The organism is Sphingomonas ginsengisoli An et al. 2013 (assembly GCF_009363895.1).
Classification (GTDB): Bacteria; Pseudomonadota; Alphaproteobacteria; order Sphingomonadales; family Sphingomonadaceae; genus Sphingomicrobium; species Sphingomicrobium ginsengisoli.
On record NZ_CP045434.1, the window covers coordinates 2,737,729 to 2,753,677 of the forward strand.

At 67.9% G+C, this 15,949-nt stretch carries 17 protein-coding genes and 1 tRNA gene; all 18 read right to left on the reverse strand.

Features of this window, described 5'->3' with window-relative positions:
• Positions 1–11 precede the first annotated feature (11 nt).
• Complete coding sequence (locus tag GCU42_RS13370) at positions 12–188, reverse strand: YegP family protein (RefSeq protein WP_114228557.1); 177 nt, start codon at positions 186–188, stop codon at positions 12–14.
• A gap of 76 nt (positions 189–264) precedes the next feature.
• A complete protein-coding gene (locus GCU42_RS13375; protein ID WP_114228556.1) occupies positions 265–882 on the reverse strand; it encodes a DNA-3-methyladenine glycosylase family protein in 618 nt (205 codons plus the stop codon).
• Between the two features lie 105 nt (positions 883–987).
• Positions 988–1,731, reverse strand: a complete 744-nt coding sequence (gene rlmB, locus GCU42_RS13380) for a 23S rRNA (guanosine(2251)-2'-O)-methyltransferase RlmB (RefSeq protein WP_114228555.1) — start codon at positions 1,729–1,731, stop codon at positions 988–990.
• 123 nt (positions 1,732–1,854) lie between these two features.
• Positions 1,855–2,544 (reverse strand): phosphate regulon transcriptional regulator PhoB, encoded by a 690-nt coding sequence (gene phoB, locus GCU42_RS13385; protein ID WP_114228554.1) that lies wholly within the window; start codon positions 2,542–2,544, stop codon positions 1,855–1,857.
• Positions 2,541–3,239: a phosphate signaling complex protein PhoU gene (gene phoU / locus GCU42_RS13390; protein ID WP_114228660.1), complete on the reverse strand. Its 699-nt coding sequence runs from the start codon at positions 3,237–3,239 to the stop codon at positions 2,541–2,543. The genes phoB and phoU overlap by 4 nt, the downstream gene beginning before the upstream one ends.
• Positions 3,240–3,256: 17 nt before the next feature.
• Complete coding sequence (gene pstB / locus GCU42_RS13395) at positions 3,257–4,003, reverse strand: phosphate ABC transporter ATP-binding protein PstB (protein WP_240309538.1); 747 nt, start codon at positions 4,001–4,003, stop codon at positions 3,257–3,259.
• A 199-nt stretch (positions 4,004–4,202) separates the two neighbouring features.
• Entirely contained in the window at positions 4,203–5,096 is an 894-nt protein-coding gene (gene pstA, locus GCU42_RS13400; RefSeq protein ID WP_240309528.1) for a phosphate ABC transporter permease PstA, read from the reverse strand.
• Positions 5,089–6,471 carry a phosphate ABC transporter permease subunit PstC gene (gene pstC, locus GCU42_RS13405; protein WP_420496926.1) on the reverse strand — a complete coding sequence of 461 codons (1,383 nt, stop codon included), beginning with the start codon at positions 6,469–6,471 and terminating at the stop codon, positions 5,089–5,091. The genes pstA and pstC overlap by 8 nt, the downstream gene beginning before the upstream one ends.
• A gap of 16 nt (positions 6,472–6,487) precedes the next feature.
• The gene (locus GCU42_RS13410; protein WP_114228551.1) at positions 6,488–7,519 is read right to left on the reverse strand and encodes a substrate-binding domain-containing protein; all 1,032 of its coding nucleotides are present in this window, start codon (positions 7,517–7,519) and stop codon (positions 6,488–6,490) included.
• Between the two features lie 97 nt (positions 7,520–7,616).
• Entirely contained in the window at positions 7,617–8,621 is a 1,005-nt protein-coding gene (locus GCU42_RS13415; protein ID WP_114228550.1) for a sensor histidine kinase, read from the reverse strand.
• 36 nt (positions 8,622–8,657) lie between these two features.
• Entirely contained in the window at positions 8,658–9,077 is a 420-nt protein-coding gene (locus GCU42_RS13420) for a hypothetical protein (RefSeq protein ID WP_114228549.1), read from the reverse strand.
• Between the two features lie 76 nt (positions 9,078–9,153).
• A complete protein-coding gene (locus GCU42_RS13425; protein WP_114228548.1) occupies positions 9,154–9,492 on the reverse strand; it encodes a hypothetical protein in 339 nt (112 codons plus the stop codon).
• Positions 9,493–9,557: 65 nt separating this feature from the next.
• Positions 9,558–10,154, reverse strand: coding sequence for a helix-turn-helix domain-containing protein (locus GCU42_RS13430; RefSeq protein WP_162789304.1), 597 nt, complete (start codon positions 10,152–10,154; stop codon positions 9,558–9,560).
• 300 nt (positions 10,155–10,454) lie between these two features.
• Positions 10,455–10,540: transfer RNA gene (locus GCU42_RS13435), tRNA-Tyr, on the reverse strand.
• Positions 10,541–10,600: 60 nt separating this feature from the next.
• Positions 10,601–12,217 carry a helicase HerA-like domain-containing protein gene (locus GCU42_RS13440; RefSeq protein WP_114228546.1) on the reverse strand — a complete coding sequence of 539 codons (1,617 nt, stop codon included), beginning with the start codon at positions 12,215–12,217 and terminating at the stop codon, positions 10,601–10,603.
• Between the two features lie 56 nt (positions 12,218–12,273).
• Positions 12,274–13,833, reverse strand: coding sequence for a Do family serine endopeptidase (locus GCU42_RS13445; RefSeq protein ID WP_420496925.1), 1,560 nt, complete (start codon positions 13,831–13,833; stop codon positions 12,274–12,276).
• 74 nt (positions 13,834–13,907) lie between these two features.
• A complete protein-coding gene (hflC, locus tag GCU42_RS13450) occupies positions 13,908–14,744 on the reverse strand; it encodes a protease modulator HflC (protein WP_114228657.1) in 837 nt (278 codons plus the stop codon).
• Positions 14,744–15,856 (reverse strand): FtsH protease activity modulator HflK, encoded by a 1,113-nt coding sequence (hflK, locus tag GCU42_RS13455; RefSeq protein WP_114228545.1) that lies wholly within the window; start codon positions 15,854–15,856, stop codon positions 14,744–14,746. The genes hflC and hflK overlap by 1 nt, the downstream gene beginning before the upstream one ends.
• Between the last annotated feature and the right edge of the window lie 93 nt (positions 15,857–15,949).

Here is a 15,949-nt window from a genome sequence, read left to right on the forward strand (position 1 = left end):
AAGCGGCCGGCTCAGCTATTGTCTTCGACCTCGGCGCCGGGCGCGTTCTTGCGGACCGACTCGATCGCGTTCATCGCCGACGCCTTGCTGGAATAGCCTTCGGACGCGAACATCGTCTCGCTGTTATATTTGAAGCGGACGCGGAACTCGCCCTTCTTGTCCTTATGGATCTCGAACTTGTGCGCCATGTTCGCCTCCGTCGTGGTGGTTGGCGCAAGGTGACCCAGAAGCGAGCGTTAGTGAAGGGCCTTTAGCGGGCGCGGCTCAGAGCACGTCGCTGTTATAATGGTGCCAGGCGAGCACCGCGGCGGCGCCGCGATAGGGGCGCCACGGTTCGGCCAGCTCGCGCAGATGCTTTTCCGATGGGCGCTCGTCATGCCCGAGCATCTTGCCGAGTGCGACCTGCACCGCGAGGTCGCCGGCCGGAAAGGCGTCGGCGCGGCCTTCGGCGAACAGCAGATAGATTTCCGCCGACCAGCGGCCGATGCCCTTGATCCTGGTCAGAAGCGCGATCGCTTCCTCATTGTCCGCAGGCAGATGGGCGAGGTCGAGTTCACCTGAGAGCACCAGCGACGCCAGGCTGCGCGCATAGCCGGCCTTCTGCCGTGACAGGCCCGCCTCGCGCAGCTCCTCGTCGCTGGCGGCGATGAGCCGTTCGAGGTCGGGTGGGTCGCCATAGCCGGCGACCAGCTTGTTCCACATCGAGCGCGCCGCGGCGACGCTGACCTGCTGGCCGACGATGGTGCGGAGGAGGGTGGTCACGCCCGGCTCGGAATGGCGCGGATCGGGGCGGCCGAGCCGTTCCATCACGTCGGCGAAGGCGGGCTCGCTCGCGGCGAGATGGTCGAGCGCGACTTCGAGGCTTTCGGTGGTTCTTACCATCTCAGTTCGTCACCCCGGACTTGATCCGGGGTCCAACTGCATTCGCTGCGCCGAAGACAAAGGTGGATGCCGGATCAAGTCCGGCATGACGGCTTGCGCGGAGGGTCACGCCACGCTCGCCGCGTAAAGCGCGACGGCGGCGGCGTTGGACACGTTGAGGCTTTCGATGGCGGCACTGATCGGCAGCTTCGCGAGCGCATCGCAATGCTCGCGGGTGTTGCTGCGCATGCCCGGTCCTTCGGCGCCGAGGACCAGCGCCACCCGCTGCGGGCCGAGTGCGTTCTTCAATTCGGTGGTGGCTTCGCCGGCGAGGCCGATCCGCCAGAAGCCGGCCTCGGCGATCTCCTCGAGCGCGCGGGCGAGGTTGACGACGCGCGCCCATGGCACCCGCTCGAGCGCGCCGCTCGCCGCCTTGGCGAGGACGCCGCCCTCGATCGGCGAATGGCGGTCCTGGGTGACGATCCCGACCGCGCCGAACGCCGCCGCCGAACGGAGGATCGCGCCGACATTGTGCGGATCGGTGACCTGGTCGAGGACCAGCAGGATCGCCTTCTCGTCGGCCTCGGCGAGGATGTCGCCGAGCCAGACGTCCTCGAGCGGCTCGACCTCGATCACCACGCCCTGGTGCGGGGCGTCGTTGGGGACGAGGCGGCCCATGTCGGGCCCTTCGGCGAAGACGAGGGGCACATCGGGCGGGAATTGCATGAAGCCCGCGGCCTCGCGCGTCGCCCATGCCTTGAGGATCTTGCGATTGGGATTATCGAGCGCGGCGGCGACGGCGTGCTTGCCCCACAGTCGCGGGCGATTGGCGCTGCCGTGGCTCTGGTGCGATTTCTTGCGGCGGGTCATGGCCGCGCCTTAAGCGCTCAGGCCCCAGCCGTCACCCTGAACTCGTTTCAGGGTTCATCTCGACATGCACGGTGCGGCTCGAAAATGGATGCTGAAACGAGTTCAGCATGACGGGTGGTGAGCTTATGCCACCCCTTCGGCATCCAGGGCATAGCCCGCGCTGCGGACCGTGCGGATGAGATCGGGCTCGCCCAGCGCCAGCCGCAGCCGGCGGATGTGGACGTCGACCGTGCGCAGCTCGATCTCCTCGCTGTGCGGCCAGACGGTCTCGAGCAATTGCTGACGCGAGAAGACCCGGCCCGGGTTCTCGAGGAAATGGCGGAGCAGGCGATATTCGGTCGGGCCGACGCTCACCGGCTTGCCCTCGCGGCGGACGCGATGGGCGGTCAGGTCCATCTCGAGCCCCTGATAGTCGAGCTGCTCGGCCGCCAGCGCCGGACGCACCCGCCGCAGCACCGCCGAGGCACGCGCGACGAGTTCCTTGGGGCTGAACGGCTTGGTCAGATAATCGTCGGCGCCGGTCTCGAGCCCGCGAATGCGGTCGTCCTCCTCGCCGCGCGCGGTCAGCATGATGATTGGCAGGTGCGCGGTCGACTGGCGGCGGCGCAGGCGGCGGCAGACCTCGATCCCGCTGATCCCTTCGATCATCCAGTCGAGGATGATGAGGTCGGGGCGGGTCTCCTCGGCGAGGATCAGCGCTTCTTCGCCGTCGCCGGTGCGGGTGATGGTGAAGCCCGCGCGCTCGAAGTGGAAGCCGATCAGCTCGGCCAGGTTGCGGTCGTCCTCGACCAGCAGGAGCTTCTTGGTGGTCACGGCTTGGCGAGCCCTTCGCCGCCCTTGGCGCGCTGCTCCATATGTTCCCCCGTGGCGGCGTAATAGACCATCTCGGCGATGTTGGTGGCGTGGTCGCCGACCCGCTCGAGGTTCTTGGCGACGAACAGCAGGTGCGCCGACTGCCCGATGTTGTGCGGGTTCTCCATCATGTGGGTCAGCAGCGTGCGGAAGATGCTGTCGTAGAAATCGTCCACCGCCTTGTCGCGGGCGCAGACGCGGAGCGCGCCCTCGGCGTCGCGGTTGACGAAGGCGTTCAGCACGTCCTGCACCATTTGGGTGGCGATCCGCGCCATCTCGGGCAGTAGTGACAGCGGCTCGATCTTAGCGGCGTCCTCGAGCAGGGGCACGCGCTTGGCGATGTTCTTGGCATAGTCGCCGATCCGCTCGACCACGCCCGAGATCTTGAGCGCGGCGACTACGTCGCGCAGGTCCCCGGCCATCGGTGCGCGCAGCGCGATCAGGCGGATGACCCGGCTCTCGGTCTCGACCTCGAGCGCGTCGATCTTCTTGTCGTCCTCAATCACCTGATGAGCGCCGTCGAGGTCGCGCTCGGTCAGGCAGCGCATCGCCTCGATGATCCCGTGCTCGGCCAGCCCGCCCATCTCACTGATGAGCGCGCGCAGCCGGTCGAGATCCTCGTCGAAGGCTTTGATCGTATGTCCCTGGGTGGCCATCATGGTCGTGCTCCCACTCAGCCGTAGCGGCCGGTGATATAGTCTTGCGTGCGTTGCTGGCGGGGGTTGGTGAAGATGTCGCTGGTCTTGCCATATTCGACCATCTCACCGAGGTGGAAAAAGGCCGTCCGCTGGCTGACCCGCGCCGCCTGCTGCATGTTGTGGGTGACGATCGCGATCGCGTAGCGGCCGCGCAATTCGTGGATCAGCTCCTCGATCTTGGCGGTGGCGATCGGGTCGAGCGCCGAGCAGGGCTCGTCCATCAGGATGACTTCGGGATCGACCGCGATGGCGCGGGCGATGCACAGCCGCTGTTGCTGGCCGCCCGACAGCGCGGTGCCGCTTTCGGTGAGGCGATCCTTGACCTCGTCCCACAGGCCGGCGCGCTTGAGGCTGCGCTCGACGATCCCCTCGAGGTCGGTCCGGGTCGGCGCGAGGCCGTGGATGCGCGGGCCGTAGGCAATGTTGTCGAAGATCGACTTGGGGAAGGGGTTGGGTTTCTGGAACACCATGCCGACGCGGGCACGGAGCTGGACGACGTCCATGTCGGGCGAGTTGATGTCCTCGCCGTCGAGGCTGATGTCGCCGGTCACGCGCGCGCCGGGGATCGTGTCGTTCATCCGGTTGAGGCAGCGCAGGAAGGTCGACTTGCCGCAGCCCGACGGGCCGATGAAAGCGGTGACCTTGTCGTCGCGGATCTCGATCGAGACGTCTTTCAGCGCCTGCTTTTCACCGTAGAAGACGCTTACGTCCTCGGCGCGCATCTTGGGCGCCTCGCCCGTGGCCGGCTCGGCCGCGGTCGGGTTGCTGGCGACGGCCTCGTCGAGCGCCGGCGCGGGCTCGGGCTGGCGCTCGGCGTTGAACTCGTCCTCCCGCGCGGCGTCAGCCGCGATCGCGGTCGAGGGAAAGGGCACCGGCGTGGTCGGCGAGATCGGCGGCTGTTCCTTGGTCATCTGCACGGCCCTACCAGCGTCGTTCGAATTTGTTGCGGAGCGCGATCGCCAGCCCGTTCATCAGCAGCATGAAGACGAGCAGCACAATGATGGCGGCGCTGGTCTTCTGGACATAGGCGTGATCGACCTGGTCCGACCACAGGAAGATCTGCATCGGAAGCACCGTGGCGGGGTCGGTCACGCCATGCGGCGGGATGGCGATGAAGGCGCGCATGCCGATCATCAGCAGCGGCGCGGTCTCGCCCAGCGCGCGGGCGACCCCGATGATGGTGCCGGTCAGGATGCCGGGCAGCGCCAGCGGGAGGACATGGTGGAACACCACCTGCATCTTGGAGGCGCCGACGCCGAGCGCGGCGTCGCGGATCGAGGGGGGCACCGCCTTGATGGCGTTGCGCGCCGCGATCACGATCACCGGGAAGGTCATCAGCGCGAGCGTCATCCCGCCGACCAGCGGCGCCGAGCGGGGCAGGCCCATCAGGTCGAGGAATACCGCCAGCCCGAGCAGGCCGTAGATGATCGACGGGACCGCGGCGAGGTTGTTGATGCTGACCTCGACGAGGTCGGTCCAGCGGTTCCGCGCGGCGAATTCCTCGAGGTAGAGCGCGGCCAGCACGCCGATGGGGAAGGCCAGTGCGATGGTGACGAGGATGGTGAGGAAGCTGCCGACCAGCGCGCCCCACACGCCGGCGCTGGCCGCGTCGGTCGAATCGCTGCTGGTCAGAAAGTCGAGGCTGAGCCCGCCCAAGCCGTTGGCGGCTATGGTGACGAGCAGGAACAGGAGGAAGGCGACGGACAGGCCAATCGCCGCCAGCCCGAACGCCTTGAAGCGGCGCTCGGCGGCGTAGCGGCGGCGGACGCGCGCCTGCATCGCCGCGTCAGTCCAGCGGGGCGCGCTCTTACTCATAGGCTTCCCGATAGCGGCGCACGACGATCAGCGCGATGAGGTTGAGGATGAGGGTGATGGCGAACAGCGCCAGCCCGAGCGCGAAGGCCGCCAGCGTCTTGGGGCTGTCGAACTCCTGCTCGCCGGTGAGCAATTGCACGATCTGCACCGTGACGGTGGTGACGCTGTGGAACGGATTGGCGGTGAGATTGGCGGCGAGGCCGGCGGCCATGACGACGATCATCGTCTCGCCGATCGCCCGGCTGACCGCGAGCAGGACGCCGCCGACGATGCCGGGCAGCGCGGCGGGCAGCAGCACGTTGCGGATGGTCTCGGAGCGGGTGGCGCCCATCGCCAGGCTGCCGTCGCGCATCGCCTGCGGCACCGCGGCGAGGCTGTCGTCGGCCATCGAGCTGACGAAGGGGATGATCATGATTCCCATGACGAGCCCGGCCGCCAGCGCGCTTTCGGCCGAGGCGGAGCTGATGCCGATTGCGAGCCCGAGGTCGCGGATCGCGGGCGCCAGCGTGATCGCGGCGAAATAGCCGTAGACCACGGTCGGCACGCCGGCGAGGATTTCGAGCACGGGCTTGAGCCACTTGCGCAGGCGCGGGTCGGCATATTGGGTCAGGTAGATGGCGCTCATCAGCCCGAGCGGAATGGCGACGATCATCGCGATGATCGCCCCGATGAAGATGGTGCCCCACAGCAGGGGCACGAAGCCGAAGCTGCCCGACGACCCCGCCTGGTCGGCGCGCAGGGCGGTCTGGGGGCTCCACTCGGTGCCGAACAGGAAGCTTAGCGGATTGACCTGCTGGAAGAAGCGAAGGCTTTCGAACAGCAGCGAAAGGACGATGCCGGCGGTGGTCAGCACGGCGATCAGCGAGGCGCCGGCCAGCACCCACAGCAGCCGCCGCTCGACGCTCGGCCGCGCGCGGAACGAGGTACGCACCCGCGCGAACGCCAGCGCGGTCCCCGCCAGCGCGACCGCGATTACCAGCGCCGCGCCGAGCCACGACCATTGGCGCTCGGCCGCCGCCCAAATGGGGGCGAGGCTGGTCGATTGCGGATTGAACCCGGCGGCGAGCTGGCCGCGGGCGATCTGCCGCGCCTCGTCGAGCACGGCCGATTGGAGCATCGGATCAGCGGGCATCGCCGCCGCCACCGGGCTCGACAGCACGGCATGGCGGACCATGGCCTGCTGGGCCGGTACCCAGGCCGCGAGCGCCAGCAGCGCCGGGAGCAGCCCCGCCAGCGCGGCCAGGCTGGCGTGGTAGACGGGCAGGCTGTGCAGCCGGCCGCCCGCGCGGCGCAGGGCGCGCGCGCGGTTGAGGGCGAGCACGAAGCCGCCCGCCGCCACCGCGAGGATGGCGGCCAAGGTCAGCAGCAAGATCACGCGCGGGCGGTTCCGCTTACTTGAGGGTCGACGGGTCGAGCGGCTTGAGGGCCGCAGCCTGCGCGGTGGCCGCGGTCGCATCGGCACCACCGAACGGCACCAGGCCCTTCTTCTGGAGCGCGCCGCCCTGACCCCACTGGGTCGCGTAGAAGGTGACGAACTGCTTGAGCGCCGGACGCGCGGCGAGATGCTCGCCCTTCACGTAGATGTAGAGCTTGCGCGCGCCGGGGTAGCTCAGGTCGGCGATGGTCGCCTCGCTCGGCGAGACGCCCTTGATCTGGACCGCCTTCACCTTGTCGCCATTGACGTTGAGGTAAGAGAAGCCGAGCACGCCCAGGGTGGTGTTGTCGAGGCTGACCTTCTGCACCAGCAGGTTGGGATTGTCGGCGACCTCGACATAGGCGCCGTCCTCGCGGATCTTGGAGCAGATGTCCTTGTGCTTGGCGTCGTCCGACTTGGCGAGCGCGGCCATCGCCGGGTCGGTGTCGCAGCCCTTGGTCAGGATGAGGTCGGCGAGGCTGTCGCGGGTGCCCGAGACGGGCGAGGGGCCCATGATCCGGATCGGGGTGGCGGGCAGCGCCGGGTTGACGTCGTGCCAGGTCTTGGCGGTGTTCGGACCCTTGCCGAACGGGTTGGCGGCGAGCGCCTTGTAGATGTCGGCCTGGGTGAGGTTGAGGGCTTGCGCGCCCTTGTTCTGGATGAGGGTCAGCCCGTCGATCCCGATCGGCACTTCGATGACGTCCTTGGCGCCGTTCTTGGCGCACAGGTCATATTCGCTCTTCTTCATCGCGCGCGAGGCGTTCTCGATGTCGGGCGAATCGGCGCCGACACCGCCGCAGAAGATCTTCATGCCGGCGCCGGTGCCGGTCGCCTCGACGGTCACGCGCGCGCCGGGGTTGGCCTTCTGAAAGGCCTCGGCCACCGCGGTGGTGAACGGATAGACGGTGGCCGAACCGACCACCTTGAGCTGCTGCGCGGCATTGCCGCCATTGCCACCACAGGCGGCCACCAGAGCAACCAACGGCGTGGCCCAGACGATCTTCTTCATGGCTTTGCGAATCCTTCCCCGCATCGAGTCCCGCTCGCCCTAGCCGTGGCTAAGCGATTCAAGCGTGACGGTCCGGTGACGGTTTTGTGACGGCGACTCAGGCGAGCGGCAGGGCGACGGTCACCGTGGTGCCGGCGCCGGGCGTGCTGCTGATGTCGAGCCGGCCGCGATGGCGCTCGACGATGTGCTTGACGATCGCCAGCCCGAGCCCGGTACCGCCGCTGTCGCGGCTGCGCGCGGCATCGACACGGTAGAAACGCTCGGTCAGCCGCGGGATATGCTCGCTGGCGATGCCATCGCCATGGTCGCGCACGCTGAGCAGTGCCTCGCCGCCGCGCTGGTCGATCGTCACCTCGACCGTCCGGCCCGGGGTCGGGCAGCCGTAGCGCAGCGCGTTGGCGACGAGGTTATCGGCCAGTTGCAGCAACTGCGCATAATCGCCGGCGACTTGGGGCCGGTGCGCTTCCTCGCCGACGGTGATCTTCGCGCCGCGTTCGCTGGCGAGCGGGCCGGCGTTGACCACGGCGGTGAGCGCCACCTCGCGCAGATCGACCCGCTCGGACGGCACGCTGAAGCGCTCCGATGCGATCCGGCTGAGGCTCATCAGGTCGGCGACGATCCGCAGCATCCGTCGCGCCTCGCCGTGGATCGAGTCGGCGAACTTGCGGCGCAGCGGATCGGGCAATTCGCCGTCGTCGGCGAGGGTTTCGGCATAGCCGATGATCGTCGCCAGCGGAGTACGTAGCTCGTGACTGGCATTGGCGACGAAATCGACCCGGGTCTTTTCCGCCGCGCGCATCGCCGACCGGTCCGCGAGCCGAACGAGCAGCAGGTCGTCGTCGAGCGGGCGGACCAAGAGGCTCCAGCTGCGGGCGATGCCGCCGATCCCGCTCACTTCCAGTTCGGCGGCCTTGCCGACCTGGATCGCCGACAAGGCCTGCGGCTGGCGGATGGCGAGGCGGATGTCGCGCCCGACGATCGCGTCGCCGAACAGCTCGCGCGCGGCGGCGTTGGCGGCGACGGTGCGCTCGCGCTCGATCAGCAGGGTCGGATCGCCCGCGGCGTCGAGCAGGGCACGGACGAGGGGCGGTGGGTCGATCATCTCCGCTTCGTCTTAGGCGAAGGCGGGCGCCAAGGGCTAGGCGGAGAAGTCGAGCCCCAGTCGGCGGTAACGATCGCTCCTGAGCGCCGCAGCGAGGAGGATGAGCAGGATGGGATAGGCCCAGAAGCGCATTGCGGCGGCATAAGCGATGTTGAGCAGGCTCGGCTGAAGGAGGCGCAGCCCATGTCCCATGAGCGTCGTCAGTTGCAGCCCGGCAGCCCACAATGGCCAGAAGCGGTGAGTGGTCAGCGCGAGCGCCACGAAGAAGGCGAGCATGCCGAGGTCGATCAGCGCGACGCTGACGGCGATCTGGGTCTCGACGTTGATGAGCGCCGTCGAGAGCGCCGATGCACAGAGGCAGACAATCGCAGCAATGCGGATTTCGCGGTCGCCGCGAACGAGGGCGATCACCACCACCAACAGGACAAGGCCGTAATAGAGAGCGATGTGGACCATGGCGTCGCCTCCCTAAATCAAAAGGAGCCGGACCGGGATGCCCGGCCGGCTCGCTTGTGATGAAAGTGGGTCTCGATCAGCCGACCGCGCGCAAGTGCGCCGACGCGGGCGGACATTCCATCCCGTCGCCAAAGGAAACCGTCCGCAGGCCCGGGATCTTGTTCTTGGCGTCGAGCAGGATGACATGCGCCTGCCCCATCCGGCCGCGTGCGGCGACCAGCCCGTTCAGGGCGCCGGCGACTTCCTCGAACGCTTCATGACCCGTGCCGATGGCGACGCCGGTGCAGGAGCGGGCGCGGATCAGCCGCGACTGCAGCTCGGCCAGTTCCATTAGGGCCGCTTCGATGCTGTCCTCGACCGCCCGGATCTGGGTGGCGACGGCGTGGGCGGATTGCTCGATGATTTGCTTTCGCATGACCTCTCTGTGCCAGGCGGAGAGCCGCCCGGTCTTATGTGGTCCGCGGTAGAGCTGAACTGGCCTTAGTGTCCGGCGAGCCTGGCGAGACTTTCGAGTCCCGCGAGATACATACCGGCCGAGAAGCTGGCGCCCAGTGCGATCCCGAGGATCCAGAGCAACCGCTGGCCGAAGCTCATCTCATTGCGCGGGTTGCTCCTGGTTGACCACGGCAGAACCAGCGAGGACCGGGGCCGTGTCGCCCCCTGCTCGGTTTCGAGAACTTCACCATCCCCGATCCCCACTGCACGATCAGCGTGCCGAATCTGAAAACTGATCGCCCCGTCTGGATGGTCGGGGGCCGGGGTCGGGTCGAGATACGGCGCTTGATGTATCAACCGCTGATATGGCTCGGCCTGGGCGACCAGTCGCGCGGCGTCCTGCCGGCGGGCGACGCCGAGAATGCGGATGGCGGTGCGGATGCGCTGGTCCACGGTGTGCGGCGAGATGCCGAGGCGTCCGGCAATCTCCTTGCTGCTGAGATGCTGATCGACCAGCCGCAGGACCTCGAGCTGGCCGACGGTGAGGGAAGCGATTCTTTCTGCTGCCCGGCGCGCCTCTTCGGTTGGCGAGTCGAGCTTGTCCTTGTCCACGACGAATGGGCCCCCGAACTGCTGATACACGCTAGTTCCCCCCGGCAGGTTGCCGAATAAAATCAATCTGCCAAGTCGCCGACTCGACGCTGTGCATAAGTGCGGCAGCGATGATGCCGAAGTTTGGAGAAGTAACCTAGGGAAAAGGCTGCGCAGGTTAATGAGCTTGATATGCCTGTGGCGAAACCATCGTGCGTTCAACCGGCGCGCGATTGGTCGGCAGAACGCATCAACGTCGCAAAATCCCCGGTCGGCGGTCACGCCACCGATTAATGCTGTTCAAGGAGAAGCGATCGGTCCCGAGGCGCCCGCCAGCGGGGGCGACAATGATGGTGGAGAGGGCTGGATTCGAACCAGCGTACGCTTGCGCGGGCAGATTTACAGTCTGCTGCCTTTAACCACTCGGCCACCTCTCCACGAGGCGCGGGGGCGCTCTTGGCGGTGGGGGGCCAAGCTGTCAACGCCTTGACGGGCGATTAGCGGCCCTTGAACAGCCCGCCCATGATCCCGCGCAGCAGCTGATTGCCGAGCTGGCGCCCGACCGAGCTCGACGCCGCGCGCACCGCCGACTGGATCATCTTGTCGGCGACGCTGGGCCGCGCATCCTCGCGCGCCTGCCGGGCCGCCTCCTGCTGCTGGATGCGCTGTTGCTGCATCTGCAGCTTCTGCTGCTCGAGCTGGGCCCGGGCCTGCTCGCGCGCGGCCTGGGCATCGACCTTGGCCTGCGCCGCGGCATCCTTGGCGGCCTGGTCCTGCGCCTGCGCCTGCTGCGCGGCGGCCGCGGCTTCGTCGGCCTTGGCCTTGAGCAATTCCTCCGCGCTCTCGCGGTCGACCAGCGTGTCATATTTGGTGCCGATGGCGTCGGTGGTCATGATGACCCCGCGCTCCTGCGGGGTGAGCGCGCCGACCCGGGTCGAGGGCGGCTTGATCAGCACCCGCTGGACCGGCTCGGGCGAGCCGTCGGGCTGGAGCAGCGAGACCAGCGCCTCGCCGATCTTGAGTTCGGTGATGGCGCTGGCGACATCGACCTTGGGATTGGGCCGGAAGGTGTTCGCCGCCGCCTGCACCGCCTGCTGGTCGCGCGGGGTGAAGGCGTTCAATTTGTGCTGAACGCGGTTGTTGAGCTGCGCGGCGACCTTGTCGGGAATGTCGATCGGGTTCTGCGTGATGAAATAGACGCCGACGCCCTTGGAGCGGATCAGGCGGACCACCTGCTCGACCTTTTCGAGCAGTGCGTCGGGGGCGTTCTCGAACAGCAGGTGGGCTTCGTCGAAGAAGAAGCACAGCTTGGGCTTGTCGGGATCGCCGACCTCGGGGAGGTCCTGGAACAGTTCGGAGAGCAGCCACAGCAGGAAGGTCGCGTAGAGCCGGGGGCTCGCCATCAACTTGTCGGCGGCAAGGATGTTGACGATACCGCGGCCCTGGTCGTCGGCACCGATGAAGTCGCTGAGCTCGAGCGCCGGCTCACCGAAGAAATGGTCGCCGCCCTGGCTGCGCAGCTGGAGCAGGTTGCGCTGGATCGAGCCGACCGACTGCTTGGTGACATTGCCATATTGGAGGGTGAGCTGGTCGGCTTCCTCGCCGCAGTGGACGAGCATCGACTGGAGGTCGTCGAGGTCGAGGAGGAGCAGGCCCTCCTTGTCGGCAACGGTGAAGGCGATGTTGAGGACGCCTTCCTGGACGTCGTTCAGGTTCATCAGCCGGGCGAGGAGCAGCGGCCCCATCTCGCTGACGGTGGTGCGGATGGGGTGGCCCTGCTCACCGAACAGGTCCCAGAACTGGACCGGCACGTCGGCATAGGTCCAGTCGGTCATGCCGATGTCCTGCGCGCGTGCGGCGAAGGTCTCGTGGAGCTTGGACTGTGCCGAGCCGGCCATCGCCAACCCGCTCAGATCGCCCTTCACATCGCTGACGAAGCAGGCGACGCCCTGGCGGCTGAAGCCTTCGACAATGCCCTGGAGGGTGACGGTCTTGCCGGTGCCGGTCGCGCCGGCGATCAGCCCGTGGCGGTTGGAGCGCTTGAGCTCGAGCGCCTGCGGGTTGGCGCCGCCACTCTCGGCGCCGATGAAGATGCTCGTTGAACCGTCGGCCACGCCTTGCTCCCCGTCCTGATCAGGATGGCGAGCCTAGCGTGGCCGAACCGACGACGCTAGCGGGTCAGGTCGATCCCGAAGAAGGCTTCGGGCGCCGGCCCGCGCTTGACAAGCAACAGCACCGACTTGCGACCGGCCCTGCGCGCCGCATCGACCTGCGCCGCCACCTGCGCGGGGGTGGTCACCGGCTGCTGGTTGACCGAGATGATGAGGTCGCCGCGCTGCAGGCCCTTGTCGGCGGCATCGCTGTCGGGATCGACCTTGCCGACGATGACGCCGCGCGCACTCGCCGGCAGATTGACGTCGCGCGCGATATCGGGGGTCAGCACCTGCAGCGTCAGCCCGAGCGTGGTGGCGCCCGGAGCGACGGGCGCAGTGCCGCCATTGTTGTCGTTGAATCCTCCACCACCGGCGCCGGCCTGCTTGGCGAGTTCATCCTCGCTCGGCCGCTGGGCGACGGTGACCTGAACCGTCTGGCGGCGCCCGCCGCGGACGATCTCGACCGGGACGCGGGTGCCGACCTGGGTGTTGGCGATGAGGAAGCTGACCGTCTCGTCCGGGGTGACCGCACGGCCGTTAACCGACAGCACGACGTCGCCCTGCTGCAGCCCGGCGCGAGCCGCGGCGCCGCCCGGGACCACCGAGCGGACCAGCTCGCCGCGGTCCTTCGGCAGCCCGAGGCTGTTGGCGATGCCGTCGTCGAGCGGCTGGAGGCCGACGCCAAGGTAGCCGCGCTGCGGCGCCTGGCCGCGGCGGAGACTCTCGATCACCGGCTGGGCCAGCTCGGCGGGGATGGCGAGGCCGATGCCGACGTTGGTCCCGGTCGGGCTGATCAGCGCCGAATTGATGCCGATGACGTTACCCGACATGTCGAACATCGGGCCGCCGCTGTTGCCCATGTTGATGCTGGCGTCGGTCTGAATGTAGCGGTCGTAGGCGCCGACGCCGGTGATGCCGCGGTGCAGCGCCGAGACGATGCCGGCGGTGACGGTGCCGCCCAGGCCATAGGGATTGCCGATCGCGATCACCCAGTCGCCGACGCGGGCGCGGGTGCTGTCTCCCCAGTTGACGTAGGGCAGGCCCGAGCCTTCGATCTTGAGCAGGGCGAGGTCCGAGGGGACGTCGCGGCCGACGATCCGCGCCGGGAACTCACGTCCGTCGGGCATCTTCACCGACACCTGGTCGACGACGCCCTTGCCGCCTTCGCCCTGGATGAGGTGGTTGTTGGTGACGACATAGCCGTCGGGCGAGATGATGAAGCCCGAGCCGAGCGAGCCGGTCTCACGGGTGCGCGCGCCGCCGCTGCCGCCCTGGCCCTGGTCGGGGACCGGCGCGCCGAAGCGGCGGAGCAGCTCGGCCATCGGGTCGGTCGCCTGCTGGGCGACGGGGACGCGCTGCTTGGTCGAGATGTTGACCACCGCCGGCGCCAGTCGCGCGGTCAGGTCGGCGAACGAGGTCGGCGCACCCGGCCGCGGCGACATTTGCGAGGGAGCGTTCTGCGCCACCTGGGCGCCGACCGGACCGGTCGCGATCGAAAATGCCGAGCCCCCGATCAGCAGGGCTGCCGCGACACCATAGGCATAGCGCACTTTGGGAAACTCCTTCGGCGACGTCATTTTACAAACACCTCACGGATTGGCCTTGTTTTCAGCTGCTAGGTCAAGCGGCTGAACGGCCATTGAACGACGAGTTAGCGAGCCGCCCCGCCGCGGAACTGACGCAAGAATTCATTATCGGGCGACATAATGATCTGGGTTGCGGCCGGCTTGGTCTGGCCGTCCCCGAGGAACGTCGTCTGATAGCTCTGCATCGCGCGGTAGAAGTCGTAGAATTGCGGATCCTTGCCGAAGCTCGCGGCGTAGGTCTGCGCCGCCTCGGCGTCGGCCTGCGCGCGGATGATCTGCGCCCGTTTGGCGCCCTCGGCGCGGATCGAGCGGGCTTCCTGCTCGCGCGCGGTGCGCATCCGCTCGAACGCGCTCTCGAGCGGCGATCCTTCGGGTAGGTCGGTCTTCTTGATCCGGACGTCGATGATCTGGACGCCATATTGGGCGGCGACGCGGTTGAGGCCGCGCTGGACGTTCTCCATCGCGCCTTCGCGCTCGGGGCTGAGCAACGAGGCGAAGCTGCGCTTGCCAAGCTCGTTCCTGAGTTCGGAGCCGAGGATCGGGCGGAGCGCCTGGCTGACCCGGTCCTCCGACCGCGCGCGGATGTAAAGCCGCAGCGGATCGATCACGCGGAAGCGGGCGAAGGCGTCGACCTGCAGCCGCAGCTGGTCGGTCGACAGCACCTGCTGCTGCTCCATGTCGACATCGCGCACGCGCTTGTCGATCCACACCGTGTTCTCGAAGAAGGGGATGCGCCAGTTAATGCCGGCCTGGCTCTGCCCGAGCACGCGGTTGGGCGCGCCAAAGCGGACGATCAGCGCCATCTTGGTTTCGGGCACCACGATGAAGCTCAGCCGGATCGCGACCAGCACGATGAGGGCGATCATGGCCGCCAGGATCGGGCGGCGGGTGATGGCGCCGATCACTTGGCGGCTCCCTGCTGGACGGCGGGCGGGGTGGTCGCGCTCCGGCCGGCCGGGGGCAGCGGCAGGTAGGGGGTCACGCCCGGCGCCTCGATGATCGTCTTGTCGACCTTACCCAGAACGTTCTCCATCGTCTCATAATACATGCGGCGGCGGGTCACCTCGGGAGCGAGCTTGTACTGCGCGTAGATGCGGTCGAACGCGCCCGCCTCACCCAGCGCCTTCTGGCGCAGCTGCAGCGAGTAGGCGTTGGCCGAGTTGATGTAGCTCGCCGCTTCCTGCTGGGCGGCGGTGACGTCCTTGAACGCCTCATTGACCTTGGCCGGCGGGTCGGCCTGCTTGATCGCCACGCCCTGGACCAGGACGCCCGCCTGATAATGGTCGAGGATGCGCTGCATATTCTCCTGCACCTGCGCCTCGATCTGACCGCGGCGCTGGCCGATTGCATCGTTCAGCGTGACGGTGCCGATCACCGCGCGCATCGCGCTTTCGGCGACCTGCTCGATCGTGTCGTCGGGGTTCTGCAGCTTGAAGATGTAGAGCTCGGGATCGCGGATGTTCCAGCGCACCGAATAAGCGATGTCGATGATGTTCTGGTCGCCGGTCAGCATCAGCGTCTCGGTCCCGGTCGAGCCCAAATCGACGTTGCGAATATTCTCGACGTCGACCTTCTGCATCCGCTCGAACGGATAAGGGAGGGTCAGACCGATGCCCGAACCGACCGTGCGGTTGTAGCGCCCCAGCGTAGTCACCACGCCGCGTTCCTCGGGCGCGATCGAGTGGAAGCTGGTGAACACCAGCCAGGCGGCGACGAGCGCCAGCCCGACCCAAACCATCAGCCCGCCGCTGGGCAGTTCGAAGCCGCCCCCGCCGCCGGAGCGACCGCCACCGCCGCCGAGCCGCTCGCGGCCGCGCCGGAGCAGGTCCTCGAGGCTGTTGGTCGCCCCGCCGCCGCTCGGCGACTGGCCGCCGCGATCGGGATCCGACCAGGGGCTGCGCGGTCCTTCGCGCGGGGGTTCGTCCTCGCCCGGGCCGGAGACCGGACCCCACGGGCTCTTGTTGTCAGCAAACAGGCCGCGTGCGCGCGAACCCCACCCGGAGAAAACCGTCATGGCCGCAGATATAGATGGGAAAGGGGGATTTAACAGTGGCCTCGTCAATAACCCCGCATTGCGCCGCCCGGCGGCTGTCCCTAGCTGCCCCAC

Coding starts and splice junctions, on each gene's coding strand:
- GCU42_RS13420 (WP_114228549.1), bottom strand. CDS start 9,077: ATGGTCCACATCGCTCTCTATTACGGCCTTGTCCTGTTGGTGGTGGTG.
- GCU42_RS13410 (WP_114228551.1), bottom strand. CDS start 7,519: ATGAAGAAGATCGTCTGGGCCACGCCGTTGGTTGCTCTGGTGGCCGCC.
- GCU42_RS13445 (WP_420496925.1), bottom strand. CDS start 13,833: ATGACGTCGCCGAAGGAGTTTCCCAAAGTGCGCTATGCCTATGGTGTC.
- GCU42_RS13370 (WP_114228557.1), bottom strand. CDS start 188: ATGGCGCACAAGTTCGAGATCCATAAGGACAAGAAGGGCGAGTTCCGC.
- pstA (WP_240309528.1), bottom strand. CDS start 5,096: ATGAGTAAGAGCGCGCCCCGCTGGACTGACGCGGCGATGCAGGCGCGC.
- GCU42_RS13425 (WP_114228548.1), bottom strand. CDS start 9,492: ATGCGAAAGCAAATCATCGAGCAATCCGCCCACGCCGTCGCCACCCAG.
- GCU42_RS13415 (WP_114228550.1), bottom strand. CDS start 8,621: ATGATCGACCCACCGCCCCTCGTCCGTGCCCTGCTCGACGCCGCGGGC.
- GCU42_RS13375 (WP_114228556.1), bottom strand. CDS start 882: ATGGTAAGAACCACCGAAAGCCTCGAAGTCGCGCTCGACCATCTCGCC.
- pstB (WP_240309538.1), bottom strand. CDS start 4,003: ATGCGCGCCGAGGACGTAAGCGTCTTCTACGGTGAAAAGCAGGCGCTG.
- rlmB (WP_114228555.1), bottom strand. CDS start 1,731: ATGACCCGCCGCAAGAAATCGCACCAGAGCCACGGCAGCGCCAATCGC.
- hflK (WP_114228545.1), bottom strand. CDS start 15,856: ATGACGGTTTTCTCCGGGTGGGGTTCGCGCGCACGCGGCCTGTTTGCT.
- phoU (WP_114228660.1), bottom strand. CDS start 3,239: ATGGCCACCCAGGGACATACGATCAAAGCCTTCGACGAGGATCTCGAC.